General features: G+C 38.3%; 12 protein-coding genes, 1 tRNA gene and 1 pseudogene. 3 read left to right on the top strand and 11 right to left on the bottom strand.

Annotation, left to right across the window (positions count from 1 at the left end; all coding sequences use genetic code 11):
• The first annotated feature begins 195 nt into the window (after positions 1-195).
• Positions 196-1,146 carry a magnesium/cobalt transporter CorA gene (gene corA, locus UMU13_RS04360; RefSeq protein WP_328217368.1) on the top strand — a complete coding sequence of 317 codons (951 nt, stop codon included), beginning with the start codon at positions 196-198 and terminating at the stop codon, positions 1,144-1,146.
• A gap of 84 nt (positions 1,147-1,230) precedes the next feature.
• Positions 1,231-1,318 (top strand) — tRNA-Ser (locus tag UMU13_RS04355).
• Between the two features lie 562 nt (positions 1,319-1,880).
• Here the strand turns inward: UMU13_RS04355 and UMU13_RS04350 are convergent.
• Positions 1,881-2,765 carry a transposase gene (locus UMU13_RS04350; protein ID WP_328217367.1) on the bottom strand — a complete coding sequence of 295 codons (885 nt, stop codon included), beginning with the start codon at positions 2,763-2,765 and terminating at the stop codon, positions 1,881-1,883.
• Positions 2,766-2,886: 121 nt separating this feature from the next.
• A pseudogene (locus tag UMU13_RS04345) lies at positions 2,887-3,315 on the bottom strand (type I restriction endonuclease); the annotation flags it as partial.
• A gap of 257 nt (positions 3,316-3,572) precedes the next feature.
• Here UMU13_RS04345 and UMU13_RS04340 point away from each other — a divergent pair.
• The gene (locus tag UMU13_RS04340) at positions 3,573-3,947 is read left to right on the top strand and encodes a hypothetical protein (protein ID WP_328217364.1); all 375 of its coding nucleotides are present in this window, start codon (positions 3,573-3,575) and stop codon (positions 3,945-3,947) included.
• A 688-nt stretch (positions 3,948-4,635) separates the two neighbouring features.
• Here the strand turns inward: UMU13_RS04340 and UMU13_RS04335 are convergent.
• From UMU13_RS04335 to UMU13_RS04295, 9 genes are all read right to left on the bottom strand, one after another.
• Positions 4,636-5,646, bottom strand: coding sequence for a medium chain dehydrogenase/reductase family protein (locus tag UMU13_RS04335; protein WP_328217363.1), 1,011 nt, complete (start codon positions 5,644-5,646; stop codon positions 4,636-4,638).
• A 166-nt stretch (positions 5,647-5,812) separates the two neighbouring features.
• Positions 5,813-6,046 (bottom strand): SHOCT domain-containing protein, encoded by a 234-nt coding sequence (locus UMU13_RS04330; protein ID WP_328217362.1) that lies wholly within the window; start codon positions 6,044-6,046, stop codon positions 5,813-5,815.
• Positions 6,047-6,113: 67 nt separating this feature from the next.
• On the bottom strand, positions 6,114-6,509 hold the full coding sequence (locus UMU13_RS04325; RefSeq protein WP_328217361.1) for a PepSY domain-containing protein: 396 nt from the start codon (positions 6,507-6,509) through the stop codon (positions 6,114-6,116).
• A 406-nt stretch (positions 6,510-6,915) separates the two neighbouring features.
• Entirely contained in the window at positions 6,916-8,028 is a 1,113-nt protein-coding gene (locus tag UMU13_RS04320; RefSeq protein WP_328217360.1) for an ethylbenzene dehydrogenase-related protein, read from the bottom strand.
• Positions 8,029-8,148: 120 nt separating this feature from the next.
• Positions 8,149-8,787 carry a response regulator gene (locus UMU13_RS04315; protein WP_328217359.1) on the bottom strand — a complete coding sequence of 213 codons (639 nt, stop codon included), beginning with the start codon at positions 8,785-8,787 and terminating at the stop codon, positions 8,149-8,151.
• Between the two features lie 2 nt (positions 8,788-8,789).
• Positions 8,790-10,049, bottom strand: a complete 1,260-nt coding sequence (locus tag UMU13_RS04310; RefSeq protein WP_328217358.1) for a sensor histidine kinase — start codon at positions 10,047-10,049, stop codon at positions 8,790-8,792.
• A gap of 211 nt (positions 10,050-10,260) precedes the next feature.
• Complete coding sequence (locus UMU13_RS04305) at positions 10,261-10,944, bottom strand: ABC transporter ATP-binding protein (protein WP_328217357.1); 684 nt, start codon at positions 10,942-10,944, stop codon at positions 10,261-10,263.
• A 21-nt stretch (positions 10,945-10,965) separates the two neighbouring features.
• Positions 10,966-12,114, bottom strand: coding sequence for an ABC transporter permease (locus UMU13_RS04300; RefSeq protein ID WP_328217356.1), 1,149 nt, complete (start codon positions 12,112-12,114; stop codon positions 10,966-10,968).
• 11 nt (positions 12,115-12,125) lie between these two features.
• Positions 12,126-13,418 (bottom strand): ABC transporter permease, encoded by a 1,293-nt coding sequence (locus tag UMU13_RS04295; protein ID WP_328217355.1) that lies wholly within the window; start codon positions 13,416-13,418, stop codon positions 12,126-12,128.
• Positions 13,419-13,429 lie beyond the last annotated feature (11 nt).

The following is a 13,429-nucleotide window of genomic DNA, read 5'->3' as shown; positions in this document are numbered from 1 at the left end:
CATGAATATTTTCTAATGTAAATTTAAACTTATCATATTTTGTACAAATGTCAAGCGGGGTAATATCTTAGTATATCATAAAAATAGAAATAATATACTGAAATTTCCTATACACAAAAAATACAAACTCATTGACTTTTATTGACTCTGGAATTAGTTATAGAGAATAGTTTAATTAAACATTGGAAGGGGAACATGATCAAATTTTACCTTAAGAAAAAGGGCAAAATTAGTCTGTACACTCAGGACTCTTTTGAAATACTTCCGGCTAAAGAAGATATACTATGGATAGATATAACATTCCCTTCACAGAATGATTTCAAAATAATAGAAAGTGAATACAACCTTGAATTTCCCACCCGTCAGGAATCTCAGGAAATTGAGGTAAGTTCACGTTTTTGGGAAGATGAAGATGATATTACGATAAACAGTTTCTTTATGATTTCGGAAGATAAACATTCATATAATGAAAGTATCAGTTTCATCCTGAAAGACCATATGCTTATTACAATCAGATACAGGGAATTCAAGACATTTAACGACTGTGAAAAGAAACTTTTATCAGCACCAAACCTGTTCATCAGCGGCTATGATGTATTCGGTTACATACTTGAATCACGAATTGATATAGATGCGGATATTATTGAGAATTTGTCCAGATCGGTTACTACACTCAGAAAGCAACTTTTCTCAGATGAAACAGATAATGAAGATATTTTGGAGATAATTTCCCGTTTTGAAGATATGAACACGATGATAAGAGACAGTTTGATCGATAAACAGCGCATAATATCTTCCATGTTGAAATCCCCGAAAGTTCCCCAGTCTTTACTGAATAATCTGAAAATAATGATAAAAGATGTTAACTCTTTGATTGAATATACGAAATACAATTTTGACCGGCTTGACTATATACACAACATTTTTTTGGGACTTCTGGGAATAGAGCAAAACAAAGTGGTGAAAATTTTCACCGTGGTTTCCGTTATCTTCCTGCCCCCTACCCTTATCGCAAGTATTTACGGGATGAACTTCGAGTTTATGCCGGAGTTGGACTGGTTATTAGGCTATCCCTTCTCATTAGGACTGATGCTTGCTTCCGCAATACTGCCTATATTCATATTCAAAAAGAAAGGCTGGCTTTAACCATCTGCAGCAATTAATACAATCCCAGATTTTTATTCTTTACAATTTATTATTAAGTTGATATAAGACATCCTTGTCAATTCAGGAGAGGTGTCCGAGTTGGCCGAAGGAGCACGATTGGAAATCGTGTGTACGTTAACGCGTACCGAGGGTTCGAATCCCTCCCTCTCCGTTTTTTTTCTTCTGTATTACCAACAACTTAATTTTTCGGCAAAATCCATTGTGCTAAAATTGTTCTAAACGGTTTTTATGCGTATATAAATTTATCCAGTTCGTTCTTCTCACCGTTAATTTGTTTGATTATCCTGCCGTATGTCTTGAATATCATCTGATGGCTGTGTTTTTTGCAATATTCATCTCAACCGGGGCAGAGTGAACTGATCATCAAACAGCGACAATAGAGCTTTGAATAATTGAGCCAACATAATTACCCCATCCTGCCCGAGCTCTTAAATCTATAAGTGTTCGGAACTGGTCTCTCCCCCTGACTTAGGGGGAGATGCATAGGGGGTACTTGTGACAACCGATATCCGAGATTTTTCCTCATCAGCTATCATAGATTCGACAACCAACATTCTTGTCACCTCGACCGAAGCGGAGAGGTGACACAATGTAGCGCCCTATCGCGAAATGTCATCCCTCGCCCTGTTGAATGCCGAAGGCAAATAGCAAAGCTATTATTCAACAGGGCAAGCAAAGCCGAGGGATCTCCTGCCAATCAAACATAAAACAACTCAAATACTATTCAGCCGCCGGATGGAATATAAATTGTGCGGCAGATCAATGGGAATTTTGTGCGCTCTCCGTTCCTTTTTCGTTATTTTATCCTCAAATGTTTTGTATGCATATTCTATGAAACCCTTTGAACCAATAACAAGTGTATCGGAAAAATATCTGATCCTGTGCTGCCATAAACTTATTTCCGGTCGGGAATCTTCCGAGATTTTCCCTTTTTCTGCACCTTTATAACTTTTCCTCTCAACTTTGCCCACACCGTATATAAACGATATATAGTCTTCAATTCTATCAATCTCAGTGCCTTCAAAACTCAGGAAATCATCGTTTGACTTTGCCAATCTGTCTGAGAAACTGCACCATCTGTATTCTTCAGGTTTACTGCAGATATTTGCACGCACAGGGTTTAAATCAATGTAGGCAAGCATGTTCAAAAGACTTTCTCCGCTTTCCACCAGTACACTCTTAAATCTGTCTCCCCAGAAATAACCCTTTCGGTTGTTCTTTTTGTTGTACCATCTGGAAAACGTCATTTTTATTGATTTTACATACTCAGATATGTCAGTCAGCTTTTCTTTATATTTTATTATTTCAGATTCCGTGATTTCATCCGGTATATTTTTATTGTGGCGGGATAATCGCTCTTTAAGTTCTACATTATCGATATCTTCCACTGATAAAGTTTTTACAAGAAGGTGAAAGTGGTTGTCCATAATACAATAACCGATAATGTTTACAAAATACAATGAGTTGAACTGCTTTATAACAGAAAGAAGCTTTTCTTTTTCAACATCACCCAACAAAAACTCTCCGCCCACTGTCCGGGAAATCACATGATAATATCCAACATCGCCGTTAATTTTAAATCGCTTAGTCCTTGCCATTTCAACCCCTCAGTTTTTGCTTTTCTCCTCTCAATAACTATAAAAACTTATCCCTCCCCTCTTAATACTTAAATCTTAGCACTTAATACTACCATGTCAAGTATTATTAAGTATTATTTACCTGTCCCCATTTTTTCCAAAGTTCTTCGGGAGAGGGAAACTCATCAAGCGGTATTTCTCTTTCTAATACACCGTTGGACGATGTTAAATCATGTTCAAAGAATGCATCACCGTTTGAACTGTAAACACAAGGCACATCCGGCAAAAATTCCCGGTAACCCAGTGCCTGCTGAATGCCATGTCTGACTGTATGATTATTATCTTTGGCTTCGATTATTGCAACGGGGATGTTTGGCTTGTAATAAAGAACATAATCAGCCCTTTTTCGTTTGCCTCTGGCAAACATATTGCCACGGACAAATATTTTACCTTCGGTTAAGTAAACATCCTCACTTAACTGGGTCATTTTATCCCACCCGGCTTTATTAATGGCGGGAGTAATATATTTTGTCCGTATATCCTGTTCTGATAAATCTTTTTTTGAAATCATATTGATAACCAATCGCCCATTAACAAATTTACCATTTTTTAAAATATCGGTCAAATGAATCTATAAATGCATAGTTTCTTCAAAACATACTATCATATTTTTTGAGAAGTGCCGGAAGAACTTTCAGCATAATTTTAAGATTGCCGTGTTATACAGCTGAGAAGTTTTACTTGATATGAGTGAATTGCCAAGCTATCATAAAAAAATGAAGGATATACAGAACTGTATAATAACTTGTTATGTTTAGAAGGTATTGAATGGAACTTCAGGATCTTGCTGCCATTGCAACAGTAATAGCGTTAGTTGTCTCGCTGGTATCGATAGCATTTTCCGCTAAACGATATCTGGGGATACGTGAGCGAGAGCAGGAAAAAGAGCGGTTTGATATCTATCATGCTCTCCTAAAGTCAGTGAGCCGAGGAACCGACGAAGCGGGCCCTTTAAAGCTGGTGAGTCAAATCGCGTACATTAACGAGCTGGGTAAATACAACGAATATGCATCAACCACACGGCAAGCTCTGAATTTGCTGAGAAAAGAGTGGGCAGAAAAGGAGCCGGAGCAGGTCAAGAAACCGTTAATCGAGGCCATTGATAATGTCTTGGCAGACCTACAGTCCCGGCAAAAAACATAACCATTCAGTCAACCGGACGCCGTAAAAGCGTGCCGCTTTTACGGTACCCTTCGCTTCACTTCGCTCCGGCGCCGGTTACTTTCGCGTTATGTGTAAAAAGGAATCGAACCATTGATCAAAATTGTGATTGGTATAATTGAGATACTGGTACTAATCCTTTGTGCATATTTTGGTTACAAATGGGCAAATGATCCAAACGGGAACTATGAGCCTTGGCTTTTTCTTGGCGGCTTGGTGTTTGTGGCTCTTTAGATATTCCGTAGATATGAAGACCCTTTCATAAAGCGAGAGGGAAAGAATCCCTCCCTCTCCGTTCCTTTTCTTCTGTATTACCAATAACTTAATTTTTTCCAAAAACCCACTGTGATAAAATTGTGATAATTTGGTTTCTATGCGTATATAAATTTGTCCAGTTCGTTCTTCTCACCGTTAATCTATTTGATTATCCTGCCGTATGTCTTGAATATCATCTGATGACTGGAATGACCGAGCTGCCTTGCCACTAGCACCAGCCAAAGGACTGGTAAATATATTGTATACACAAATTGATTGACTTCGTCAAATTTAGCTATTTACATAGCTGCCAATCGGTCATTGACCGATGCTAGTGGAACACATTATAATTGATATCGGTTTTTTTAACGATCAAGTTTTAAAGCGGCAATGGAACGATTTGTTGGGCGGCTGATTAAGCAACTTCAATTATTACTTTTCCATTCACATTCGCCTTTTCAATAAGCTCATACGCTTCTGTTGCTTTATTCATAGGCACCCTTAACCCGATGACCGGACTAATTCGTCCATCTTTAAGCAAACCAAACAACGTGGTCAAATCTTCAGAGAACCAATCAGGATGATTCTTTCGTGTAGCCCCGATAGAATAGAATGATGTGGAACGATGATTGGGAAATATATTCCATAACTTAAGCCGCAAAAAATCCAGCGGTATATTCCCACCTTTACCCAGTACTGAATCATAGAAACCATAGCTGACAAGTTTTCCACTGTGCCCCAACACACTAAATGATCGCTTCAGGTTGTCGCCGCCAATGGGATCAAATACAGCATCTATCCCTTTGTTTGCAAGACTTCGCAACCTATCTGAATAGTCCTCATTTTGGTAATCAATCGGCACCGCCCCTAAACTAGAAACAAGTTCATGTTTTGATTTTGAAGCAGTCCCATAAATTTCCAAATCCTTCAACACGCTCAGTTGAATCATGGCTGTACCAACTGCACCGCCGGCTCCGTGAATCAGTACTCTCTGACCGGATTTTACCTCAGCGATTCTGTTCAGCATTTGATAAGCTGTAACGTATGACAAAACAAGGCTTACAGCCTCGCCTGCATCCAATTCATCAGGAACCAATGTCAATCGATCAGCCGACACACATACATATTCGGAACATGCACCGATGACCATCAAATCGGCAACCCTTTGGCCTGACTTGAATTTTTCAACCCCTTCGCCAATTTTATCCACGACACCAACCATATCATAGCCTATCGTAAAGGGTGGTTTTTGTTTGATTTCAGGGTACATTCCTTCGCGAATCATAATGTCTGTAAATGCAGCCCCAGTGGCCAATACTTTTACTCTGACTTCATCTTTTGCCGGTTCAGGCAATGATGTTTCTTCAACTATCCTGAGTACCTCCGGCCCGCCACATTTTGTAATTTCAAGACGCCTGTAAGACATTAATAAATCCCCTTCGCGTACTGTTGATTTTTGCCGCAATAATAAAATTTTGTATAGTTCTGCATATCTTTTTTACATTTGCCATAGCCTGCCACATAATTCAGTGATAAACCAAATACTAAATTTTATATATTTTGTTTTACCACATTTTTCTTTCAAAAAAATGTCATTTTAAATCTTTCTTCTTTTCCTCAAATTCCTGTTTGTCAATTTCACCCTTTGCGTACCGCTCCTTAAGTATTTCAAGAGCCCTGTTTTCATCTCTGCCTGTGGAATTGTTTTGACTGCCAAAAACTTTTACCAATAAAAAAATTAGCAAAATTATAACTATAATCCAGATTATCCATCCAAAACCCATTCCATATCCCATACCGAAACCGTATCCGTTATAACCGTGCATAATTTACCTCCTTGTTAATATAAGATATGTAACTCAACAAAAAAAGAAAGGCGATTAACGCCTTTCTTTAGTTCTGATTTCTGTAGCCATCGGTAAAAGGTCCCATCACATTGCCCCATGGATTCACATGAAACTCCAACCTGTTATTCTTTCCGTCAACTACTTCCACTTCATACATTATTCCCATAGGCATGCGGAACTGTTCAACTTTTTCAACCTTAAACCCTTTGAAATTCGCTGCAACTATTTTTTGTACAACTTCCTTGGCACCGTCTTCACTCAGCTGTTCAGCGGCACCCTGAAAACCATTACCCATACAATTCCCCGGACCATACCCCTGTCCGTATCCTTGCCCCATCATTCCGGGTCCCATTCCATAACCTCTGCCGTAACCATTACCATGAGCCAAAGCCAGTGATGCTCCAAAAACTGTGATTGCTGCTAAAATAAGTAACTTTTTCATAATGTTTCCTCCTTTTGATTTTGTAATACATATATAAGAGCAGTAAATGTGCCATAAAAATGTAATCCGATAACTTACTTATAAAACAGCGCAATATTAAAAAACACACAAATTCGACATGTGAAAATATTGCCCGTATTGTGCAATTAATGCACATCGGCTTGCTATAGAAAGGTGGCTGCAAAAAAAGTATAAGACCTTTGAATAATTTGTTTTTCCATGTTTTAGGAAGTGGGACTTTAGTCCCGCAGGCCTGTGAATACTGAATTTCAAAAGAACGCTTGCCCGGCTAAAGCCGCGCTTCCTGAGTTATTCAAAGGTCTTAGTATGTGAAATTAGTTGTGTGAGTTATTTAAATAGGTAAGAAATGCACCCTCTTTTTCCGAGGGTGCATTTTATTTGGGACTTATTTCAGAATAAGTTTATAGGCTGTTCCCAAGAGTCCGCCTGGTGTAGAATGAGCTATCGCTTCATTATCCATTATTGCTAATGAAAACAGGTAAGGTTTCCCTGCTTCTGTAAACTGTACATCATGCTCTTCATCACCTGTGTTTCTGTCTCTAACTATTTCAAGTGTCCACATTCCGTCTTCGAAGTTATGAGCTTCTCTAATGTCTGCACGACTGCCTTCACCCATTCTTACCGGGGCAAGACTCGGAATCACCCTTGGACTGCCAAAGTAGAAATCCCCTGTACTGAGAGTATTCCCTGCTTCGTCCACAAGATTGCCGTATTTATCCATTTTGACTATTTTCTTTGCTGTCCCGTTTTCAATTTCAGACTTAAGAATCCAGTGATAATCTTCTCTGCCTGGTATCCAATATTTAGGTGCTTTCACAGTTTTGCCTTCATACTCAAATTCCTGAGAATTGTAAGAATAGGTACTTTTGCCGGGATCGCCATGCCTGCCGTTTTCATCGTTATTCAGCCATTTGTCATCAATAATGCCGACAGGTCCGCCCCTGTCTCTCTTCCAGTGCCATATATCGGCTGTTTCTCCGTCATTATTGGTTCTCATTTTTACGCCGTGGCAAAGTGTTGAGCAACCGTTTGATTCAAAATTTTCAATGGAAATATTCCAGAACATTGTAAACTTGTCTTCATATGCAGGCGGCAAGCCGTTAGCATCCGGAACATATTTGGGCTTCTGCATCCATTTACTTTCTTTTTTGTTATAGTACCACGACTGTCTGTCACGGCTGTCTTCCTGATCATTCCACTGAAAAAGAAAATAAATTTTATCGTCCGTATAAACTGAACGAAGCTTTACTGTTTTTTCTTCTCCTTCATATGCATCCCACCATTTGTCCTTGTAATGGTCATTGCCTGCATCATAGTCAGCCACAACGGTTTTAACAATCAGAGGTTGTACATCCATCCACATATTATCCACCTGACCGTCCAGAACCGGCGGCGAATCAACCTTCTCTGCCACCATCGTATCGGCAGCAAAACTTACTGATAAAACACCAAACATCATTGCAAATACAGCAATGAACGAGAATAAAAATTTTCTCATACTTTCCTCCTGTTCTTTTTAGATACTGTAATTGTAAGAATATTATCTAAGAAGAATCACATCCAGATAAATATTATGCACGGGATTGTGAAATTATGTGAATTAAACTTCACATAAAAATCATTTGGAAAACGATTCGATACAGTTCAAAAAGCGCTTCCCTTTGGCGGTTAAAGAATAGGTTTTTTCCGGCGATTGTTCTATAAAGTTCGTTTTTCTCAGCTGTTTCAAATGAAAGTTTGTTTTTGTATGATCTTCAATACCCAATTTTTTGTTTATATCCATAAATTTCATGCTGCCGGTATCTTTAAGAATAAACATTATTTTTCTTCTTATAGAATTTGAAAGAACACCGAAGACTTCATCCATCTCAGAATTATCGAAACATTTGGAAAATTCCAGCTTTTCAAGATTAATCTTAAGAATATTAATCAGCTCATTTATTTTAAAAGGCTTGGGAATATAATCATCCGCACCTTTTTTCATCGCTTTGACGGCGTTATCCACTGTGGCAAAAGCTGTCATTAAAATAATTTTTATACCGGGTGCTTTTTCCCTGATTTTAGAACACAGGTCTATGCCGTCCATATCAGGCATCATGTAGTCAAGCAAAACAAGGTCATAGCTTGAACTATTGGTCAGATCCAGAGCTTTATAAGGAGAATTGGTGCATGAAACACCTATATCCTCAAGCTCAACAGCTTCTTTCAAATATTCCAAAAGCTCTTCATCATCATCAACGATAAGTATCTTTTTCAATGTTAATTCTCCGGAAATACTAAAACAATTATATTTTTATCCATCCTTTTTTCAACTTTTATTTCTCCATTGTGCTTTTGCATAATATCATAACATATGTAGAGACCAAGTCCCGTTCCCTTGCCCGGCTTTTTGGTAGTAAAAAAAGGCTCGAATAATTTCCCGGCAATTTCATCCGATATTCCCTCTCCACTGTCTTCAAACAGTACTTTTATTTCTGCCTGAGCCTTTTGAGCGGCAATTTTTATCCATCCTTTGTACTCAATAGCTTCAAGTGAATTCATTATATTGTTTACAAACACCTCTTCGATTTTCCATGGGATACAATCTATGTATAAATTTTTACTTACAGAAATTTTTACTTCGACTTTTGACATGTTTGATTGTAAAAGGCTTAAAGCATTTTCAACAATTTCCTTCAGGGGAACCCTTTGAAATTCTTCATCCTGTGTTCTTGAAAAGTATAAAAGTTCTTTAGCAATCTTTGAAGCATTGTCGATATTTTTTTCTATATTATCTATTCTTCTGTATAGCGTATGATCTTTGTAATTGTCTTTCTCAAGATTATTTTTCATCAGCTCAATATTAAGGGATGCTTTTGTCAGAGGAGTATTAACTTCATGGGCAATACCCGCTGCAAGTTTACCCAGTGATGCCATTTTTTCTGCTTCAGCTATCGAGTTTATCTGTTTTTCAATAATATTGTACTGCTCAATATCGAATGTTCTGAGTGCTTTGATAAGAAAAAACAACAGACCGAAAGCTGTTAATGCGCGAACTATGATAATATTTACTGAGAAAAAAGTTACATGCATGTCGGTAGGAATAAGTCCTGTGGAAACTGCATACAATATTAGCCATAAGCCTGAAAAATAGAAGTTTTTACTCCCTTTTGAACTAATGTTTTTTAAACTTGCGGCATAGATTATAATGGCAAGGCCTGCAATAAGACCGCTGGGAAAACCTAAAAAATTTCTCACAACATAATCCAGTATTTCATAAAAAGAGGAGAGAAAATTTTTATTAATATATGCAACTATTAAAACAATAACAAATGCCGGGGCAATTACAGCAAGAATATTAAGAATTTTTTTTATTTTTGGATAAAGATGTTTTAATAAAAAGATTCCAAAAAATAGGATTAATAAATAGGAAAGAGACAAATTTGAAATTTGAAATAATTTCAGCAGTTTACTACTCTCCACCGGACTATCGGCAATTTTCAAATAAAGTTCCAGCCATTCATGTACTGCATGACTCAATCCAAATAGACCCAGCAACCACAAAATTTTGGCAAGATAAAGCTTACTTATCTTAAGATTTTTTGAAAAAATTGAAACCGCAAGGGTAAAAAAAGCTAAACCGTAAAATAGATATGTGATGTAAAACAATAAATTCTCAGAATTGTTCATAAGTCGTTAATATACTATTTTTCTCTAAAATAAAATATATAAAAAATAGCTGTAAACAAATTTATCCGGTTTTGCACACCATTTCACACTCCATTTCGCCCAATATTTTACCATGCTGCATATTTATCTCCCTTTCAGCCCTCTTGCACACATTTAAATCATGGGTTACTACAACAATCGTATGACCCTGCTTGTGAAGAGAACTTAGCAAATCCATCACCATATTTTCATTTTCCTCATCGAGGTTTCCGGTGGGCTCATCAGCTAAAATCAGTTTTGGGTAATTTATAAGAGCTCTTGCTATACATACCCTCTGCTGCTCACCGCCGGAAAGCTGGGACGGAAAGTGTTGTGCCCTGTCCTGCAGACCCACCTTTGCCAGTGCCTGCAAAGCTTCATCTTCATCAGAAATACTATGGTAATATTGGGCAAGCATCACATTTTCAACGGCTGTAAGATAAGGGACAAGATGAAACTGCTGAAAAATCAGTCCGATCTTATCCCTTCGGATTGCCGTCAAATCTTTTTTATTAAGATTTGTAATATCGATTCCGTCTATTTGAACCCCCCCTTTTGTAGGAGTATCCATACATCCGACAATATTTAACATAGTACTTTTACCGGAGCCCGAAGGCCCCATAATAGACACCCAGTCGCCCTTCATTATCTCCAGACTGACATCATCCAGGGCTTTCACCCTGTCGTTATAAATTTTCGATACATTTTCCAGTTTTATAAGACCCATTTCAAACCTCTCTTAATTATATTATTCTCCTTTCAAAACGACTGACGGATCAACGTTTATAACCCTTTTAAGCGGAAACATTGCAGACGCGCCTGCCACAATTGCCGATAACATAACGGTCGCAAAAACAACCACTATCCTGAATGATATATAGGAGTCAAAAACACTCTGACCGATTACCTGGGCACAGAGATATCCAAATATATATCCGGCTATACCACCGGTGAGCCCTAAAACAAAAGCTTCTGTCAAAAATTCGCTGATAACGATCATATTAGATGCCCCAAGTGCTTTTTTAAGCGCTATTTCCTTCTTTCTCTCTGCAATAATAGTCATCATAGTTGTGGAAACACACAGTACAGTGGATGCAAGTATGACAAGTACAACAAGATACATAACAGATTTTATTTTGCTCAGAATTTTTCCTTCAGAGCTGGCTATCCGTTTAATGGAACCGGCTTCAATTCCCGAAACATTTTTATTAACAGAAGCTATGAGAGACTCAGGATTCTTATCGGCAGTAATAACACTCAGTCTTGCCGTATTAACATAACCTTTGTTTTCGAAAATTTTCCAGGCATCTTCAATATCCAGGAATATCCTGTTATCCGGGTCCCCTCCTGTTTTTATCACAGCACCAACGATAAACTTCTTTGACAGTTTGCCGGAAGTTAATTTTATTTTATCCCCGATTCCGTAATTCAGCTTCTCAGCCACAGTTTCTCCCAAAACAGCCTCACCTGCGCCTTTTTCAACAGGTATAGAGCCTGTGATCTTCCAGTAAGGGTTTACTTCATCTATTTGATCAAACCATGTCCCCACCACAACAACGGGCATTTTACTTTTAAGAACGGAGTTGTTGGATTGTACATCTGCTACGCCGTACAGATCCGGTCTGACACCGACGACAGACTCTTCTCCGAGAATTTTTTTGATATTGTCAATTTTTCCAATACTGAATTTGTCCCCCTCTGCCGCTTTAACAGATATGTTGGCGCCGTAAGCCCTCAGTTCTTTTGCCATTTTGGTGTTTATGTCATAATAAACACTGGACAATGCCGATATTATTCCGATACCTACTGAAATGGCGAAGAAAATTATTAAAGTCCTCGATTTTCTTTCTCTGATAGCGTGTATAATCAATCGTAAAAACATTCGGACATTCTTCATAACTTATACTCCTATCCGTGCAAAACTTCAGCCGGATCCAGCTTTAAAACTATTTTCAATGGAGAGATACTTCCCACCAGAGCGACAATAACAGCCAGTATAATAACAAATGGCGCCAGCAGTAGTTTCATAGCAACAGGGATACCGAAAACTTTTATCCCTATAATATTGGCAAACGCACTTCCCAAAAAGAATCCAAGGAACCCCCCTGCCAAGGCAAAAATAACTATCTCAGCCAGAAAGAACATCACAATATTCGTATCCTCCGCACCTATTGCCTTCATAAGCCCTATCTCCTGCTTTCTCTCCAGAACTTTTGTCGTCATAATGCTGGAAATTCCGAGTGAAGAACTTATCAGGGCAGCAACTGTAACAAGAACCATGAGAAGATTTATTTTACCAAGTATTTTGCTTTCTGACTCTGAAATCTGCCGCACCTGTTCTGCCACCGCACCCGGAATAACTTCCTCTATCTGATAAGCTATAGAATTAGCATATGCCGTACAATACCACGTTTCAAACTCCTCTGCTGTCAGGCTCTCAGGATTATTGCCCGCTTTTCGGGCTAAGTCGTTAACCGGCGAAGTCAGAGCACTCACTTCAATCTTTTCAATTTTATTCCCCCTATTCAGAGCAGATTGCAGAAATTTTAAGGGGACAAAGATTTGATATTCCGCTTCATCACCGCTGCTGATAATGCCCTTGACTTTCACTTCTTTTACTATGTCTTTACCGTCTTTTTTAAATTTAAGTTGTATCAAGTCTCCTTTACCGATATTGTTTTCAGATGCAAATTCCTCTCCCACCATAGCGAGATTCTTTTTCTTACCACTTTGTATCCATTCACCCTTTATTTCCCACCACGACTTTAAATCTTTTATCCCCAGCTTGTATTTTTCCCCTGTAGGAATCCTTTTTTCATCGTCAAACCAGGTGCCATTAACAGCAGTTTTCTCCCCTTTAACCTCAGCCTGCACTTTGAGATAAGGGGCCAAATCCACAATGTTGTGACGCCAGAAAATCATTTTTATTTTCAAAGCGTCCTCTTCTGTTAAAAATTTTCTGCTGCCTTTTTTCCCTCCTATTTCCACACCTTTAATTTCAGCAGGTATGTATGCCGATTCAGGTTTTACAACGATATTTGAGCCGTATGACTTTAACTCCCTGTTCATTTTGTCACCGATATCCATCGATATACCCAGCATTGCTGTAGCCATAGAGGTGCCGAGCATAATGGCGGCAACAGCCAATATCTTTGATTTAAAACCTTTTGTAAAAGTACGTTTAATAAGTCTCAGAAACATCCGACTCTCTC

The sequence above is a fragment of the Flexistipes sp. genome (assembly GCF_036172515.1).
In the GTDB taxonomy this organism is placed as follows: domain Bacteria; phylum Chrysiogenota; class Deferribacteres; order Deferribacterales; family Flexistipitaceae; genus Flexistipes.
Note: the sequence above shows the minus strand (reverse complement) of the source record. Positions and strands in the feature narration are given on the sequence as shown.

What these genes read in the sequence shown, in the direction of transcription:
- UMU13_RS04325 (WP_328217361.1), bottom strand. Translation starts at nt 6,509, where the DNA reads ATGAAAAAGTTACTTATTTTAGCAGCAATCACAGTTTTTGGAGCATCA.
- UMU13_RS04340 (WP_328217364.1), top strand. Translation starts at nt 3,573, where the DNA reads ATGGAACTTCAGGATCTTGCTGCCATTGCAACAGTAATAGCGTTAGTT.
- UMU13_RS04320 (WP_328217360.1), bottom strand. Translation starts at nt 8,028, where the DNA reads ATGAGAAAATTTTTATTCTCGTTCATTGCTGTATTTGCAATGATGTTT.
- UMU13_RS04295 (WP_328217355.1), bottom strand. Translation starts at nt 13,418, where the DNA reads ATGTTTCTGAGACTTATTAAACGTACTTTTACAAAAGGTTTTAAATCA.
- UMU13_RS04305 (WP_328217357.1), bottom strand. Translation starts at nt 10,944, where the DNA reads ATGGGTCTTATAAAACTGGAAAATGTATCGAAAATTTATAACGACAGG.
- UMU13_RS04335 (WP_328217363.1), bottom strand. Translation starts at nt 5,646, where the DNA reads ATGTCTTACAGGCGTCTTGAAATTACAAAATGTGGCGGGCCGGAGGTA.
- corA (WP_328217368.1), top strand. Translation starts at nt 196, where the DNA reads ATGATCAAATTTTACCTTAAGAAAAAGGGCAAAATTAGTCTGTACACT.
- UMU13_RS04350 (WP_328217367.1), bottom strand. Translation starts at nt 2,765, where the DNA reads ATGGCAAGGACTAAGCGATTTAAAATTAACGGCGATGTTGGATATTAT.
- UMU13_RS04300 (WP_328217356.1), bottom strand. Translation starts at nt 12,114, where the DNA reads ATGAAGAATGTCCGAATGTTTTTACGATTGATTATACACGCTATCAGA.
- UMU13_RS04330 (WP_328217362.1), bottom strand. Translation starts at nt 6,046, where the DNA reads ATGCACGGTTATAACGGATACGGTTTCGGTATGGGATATGGAATGGGT.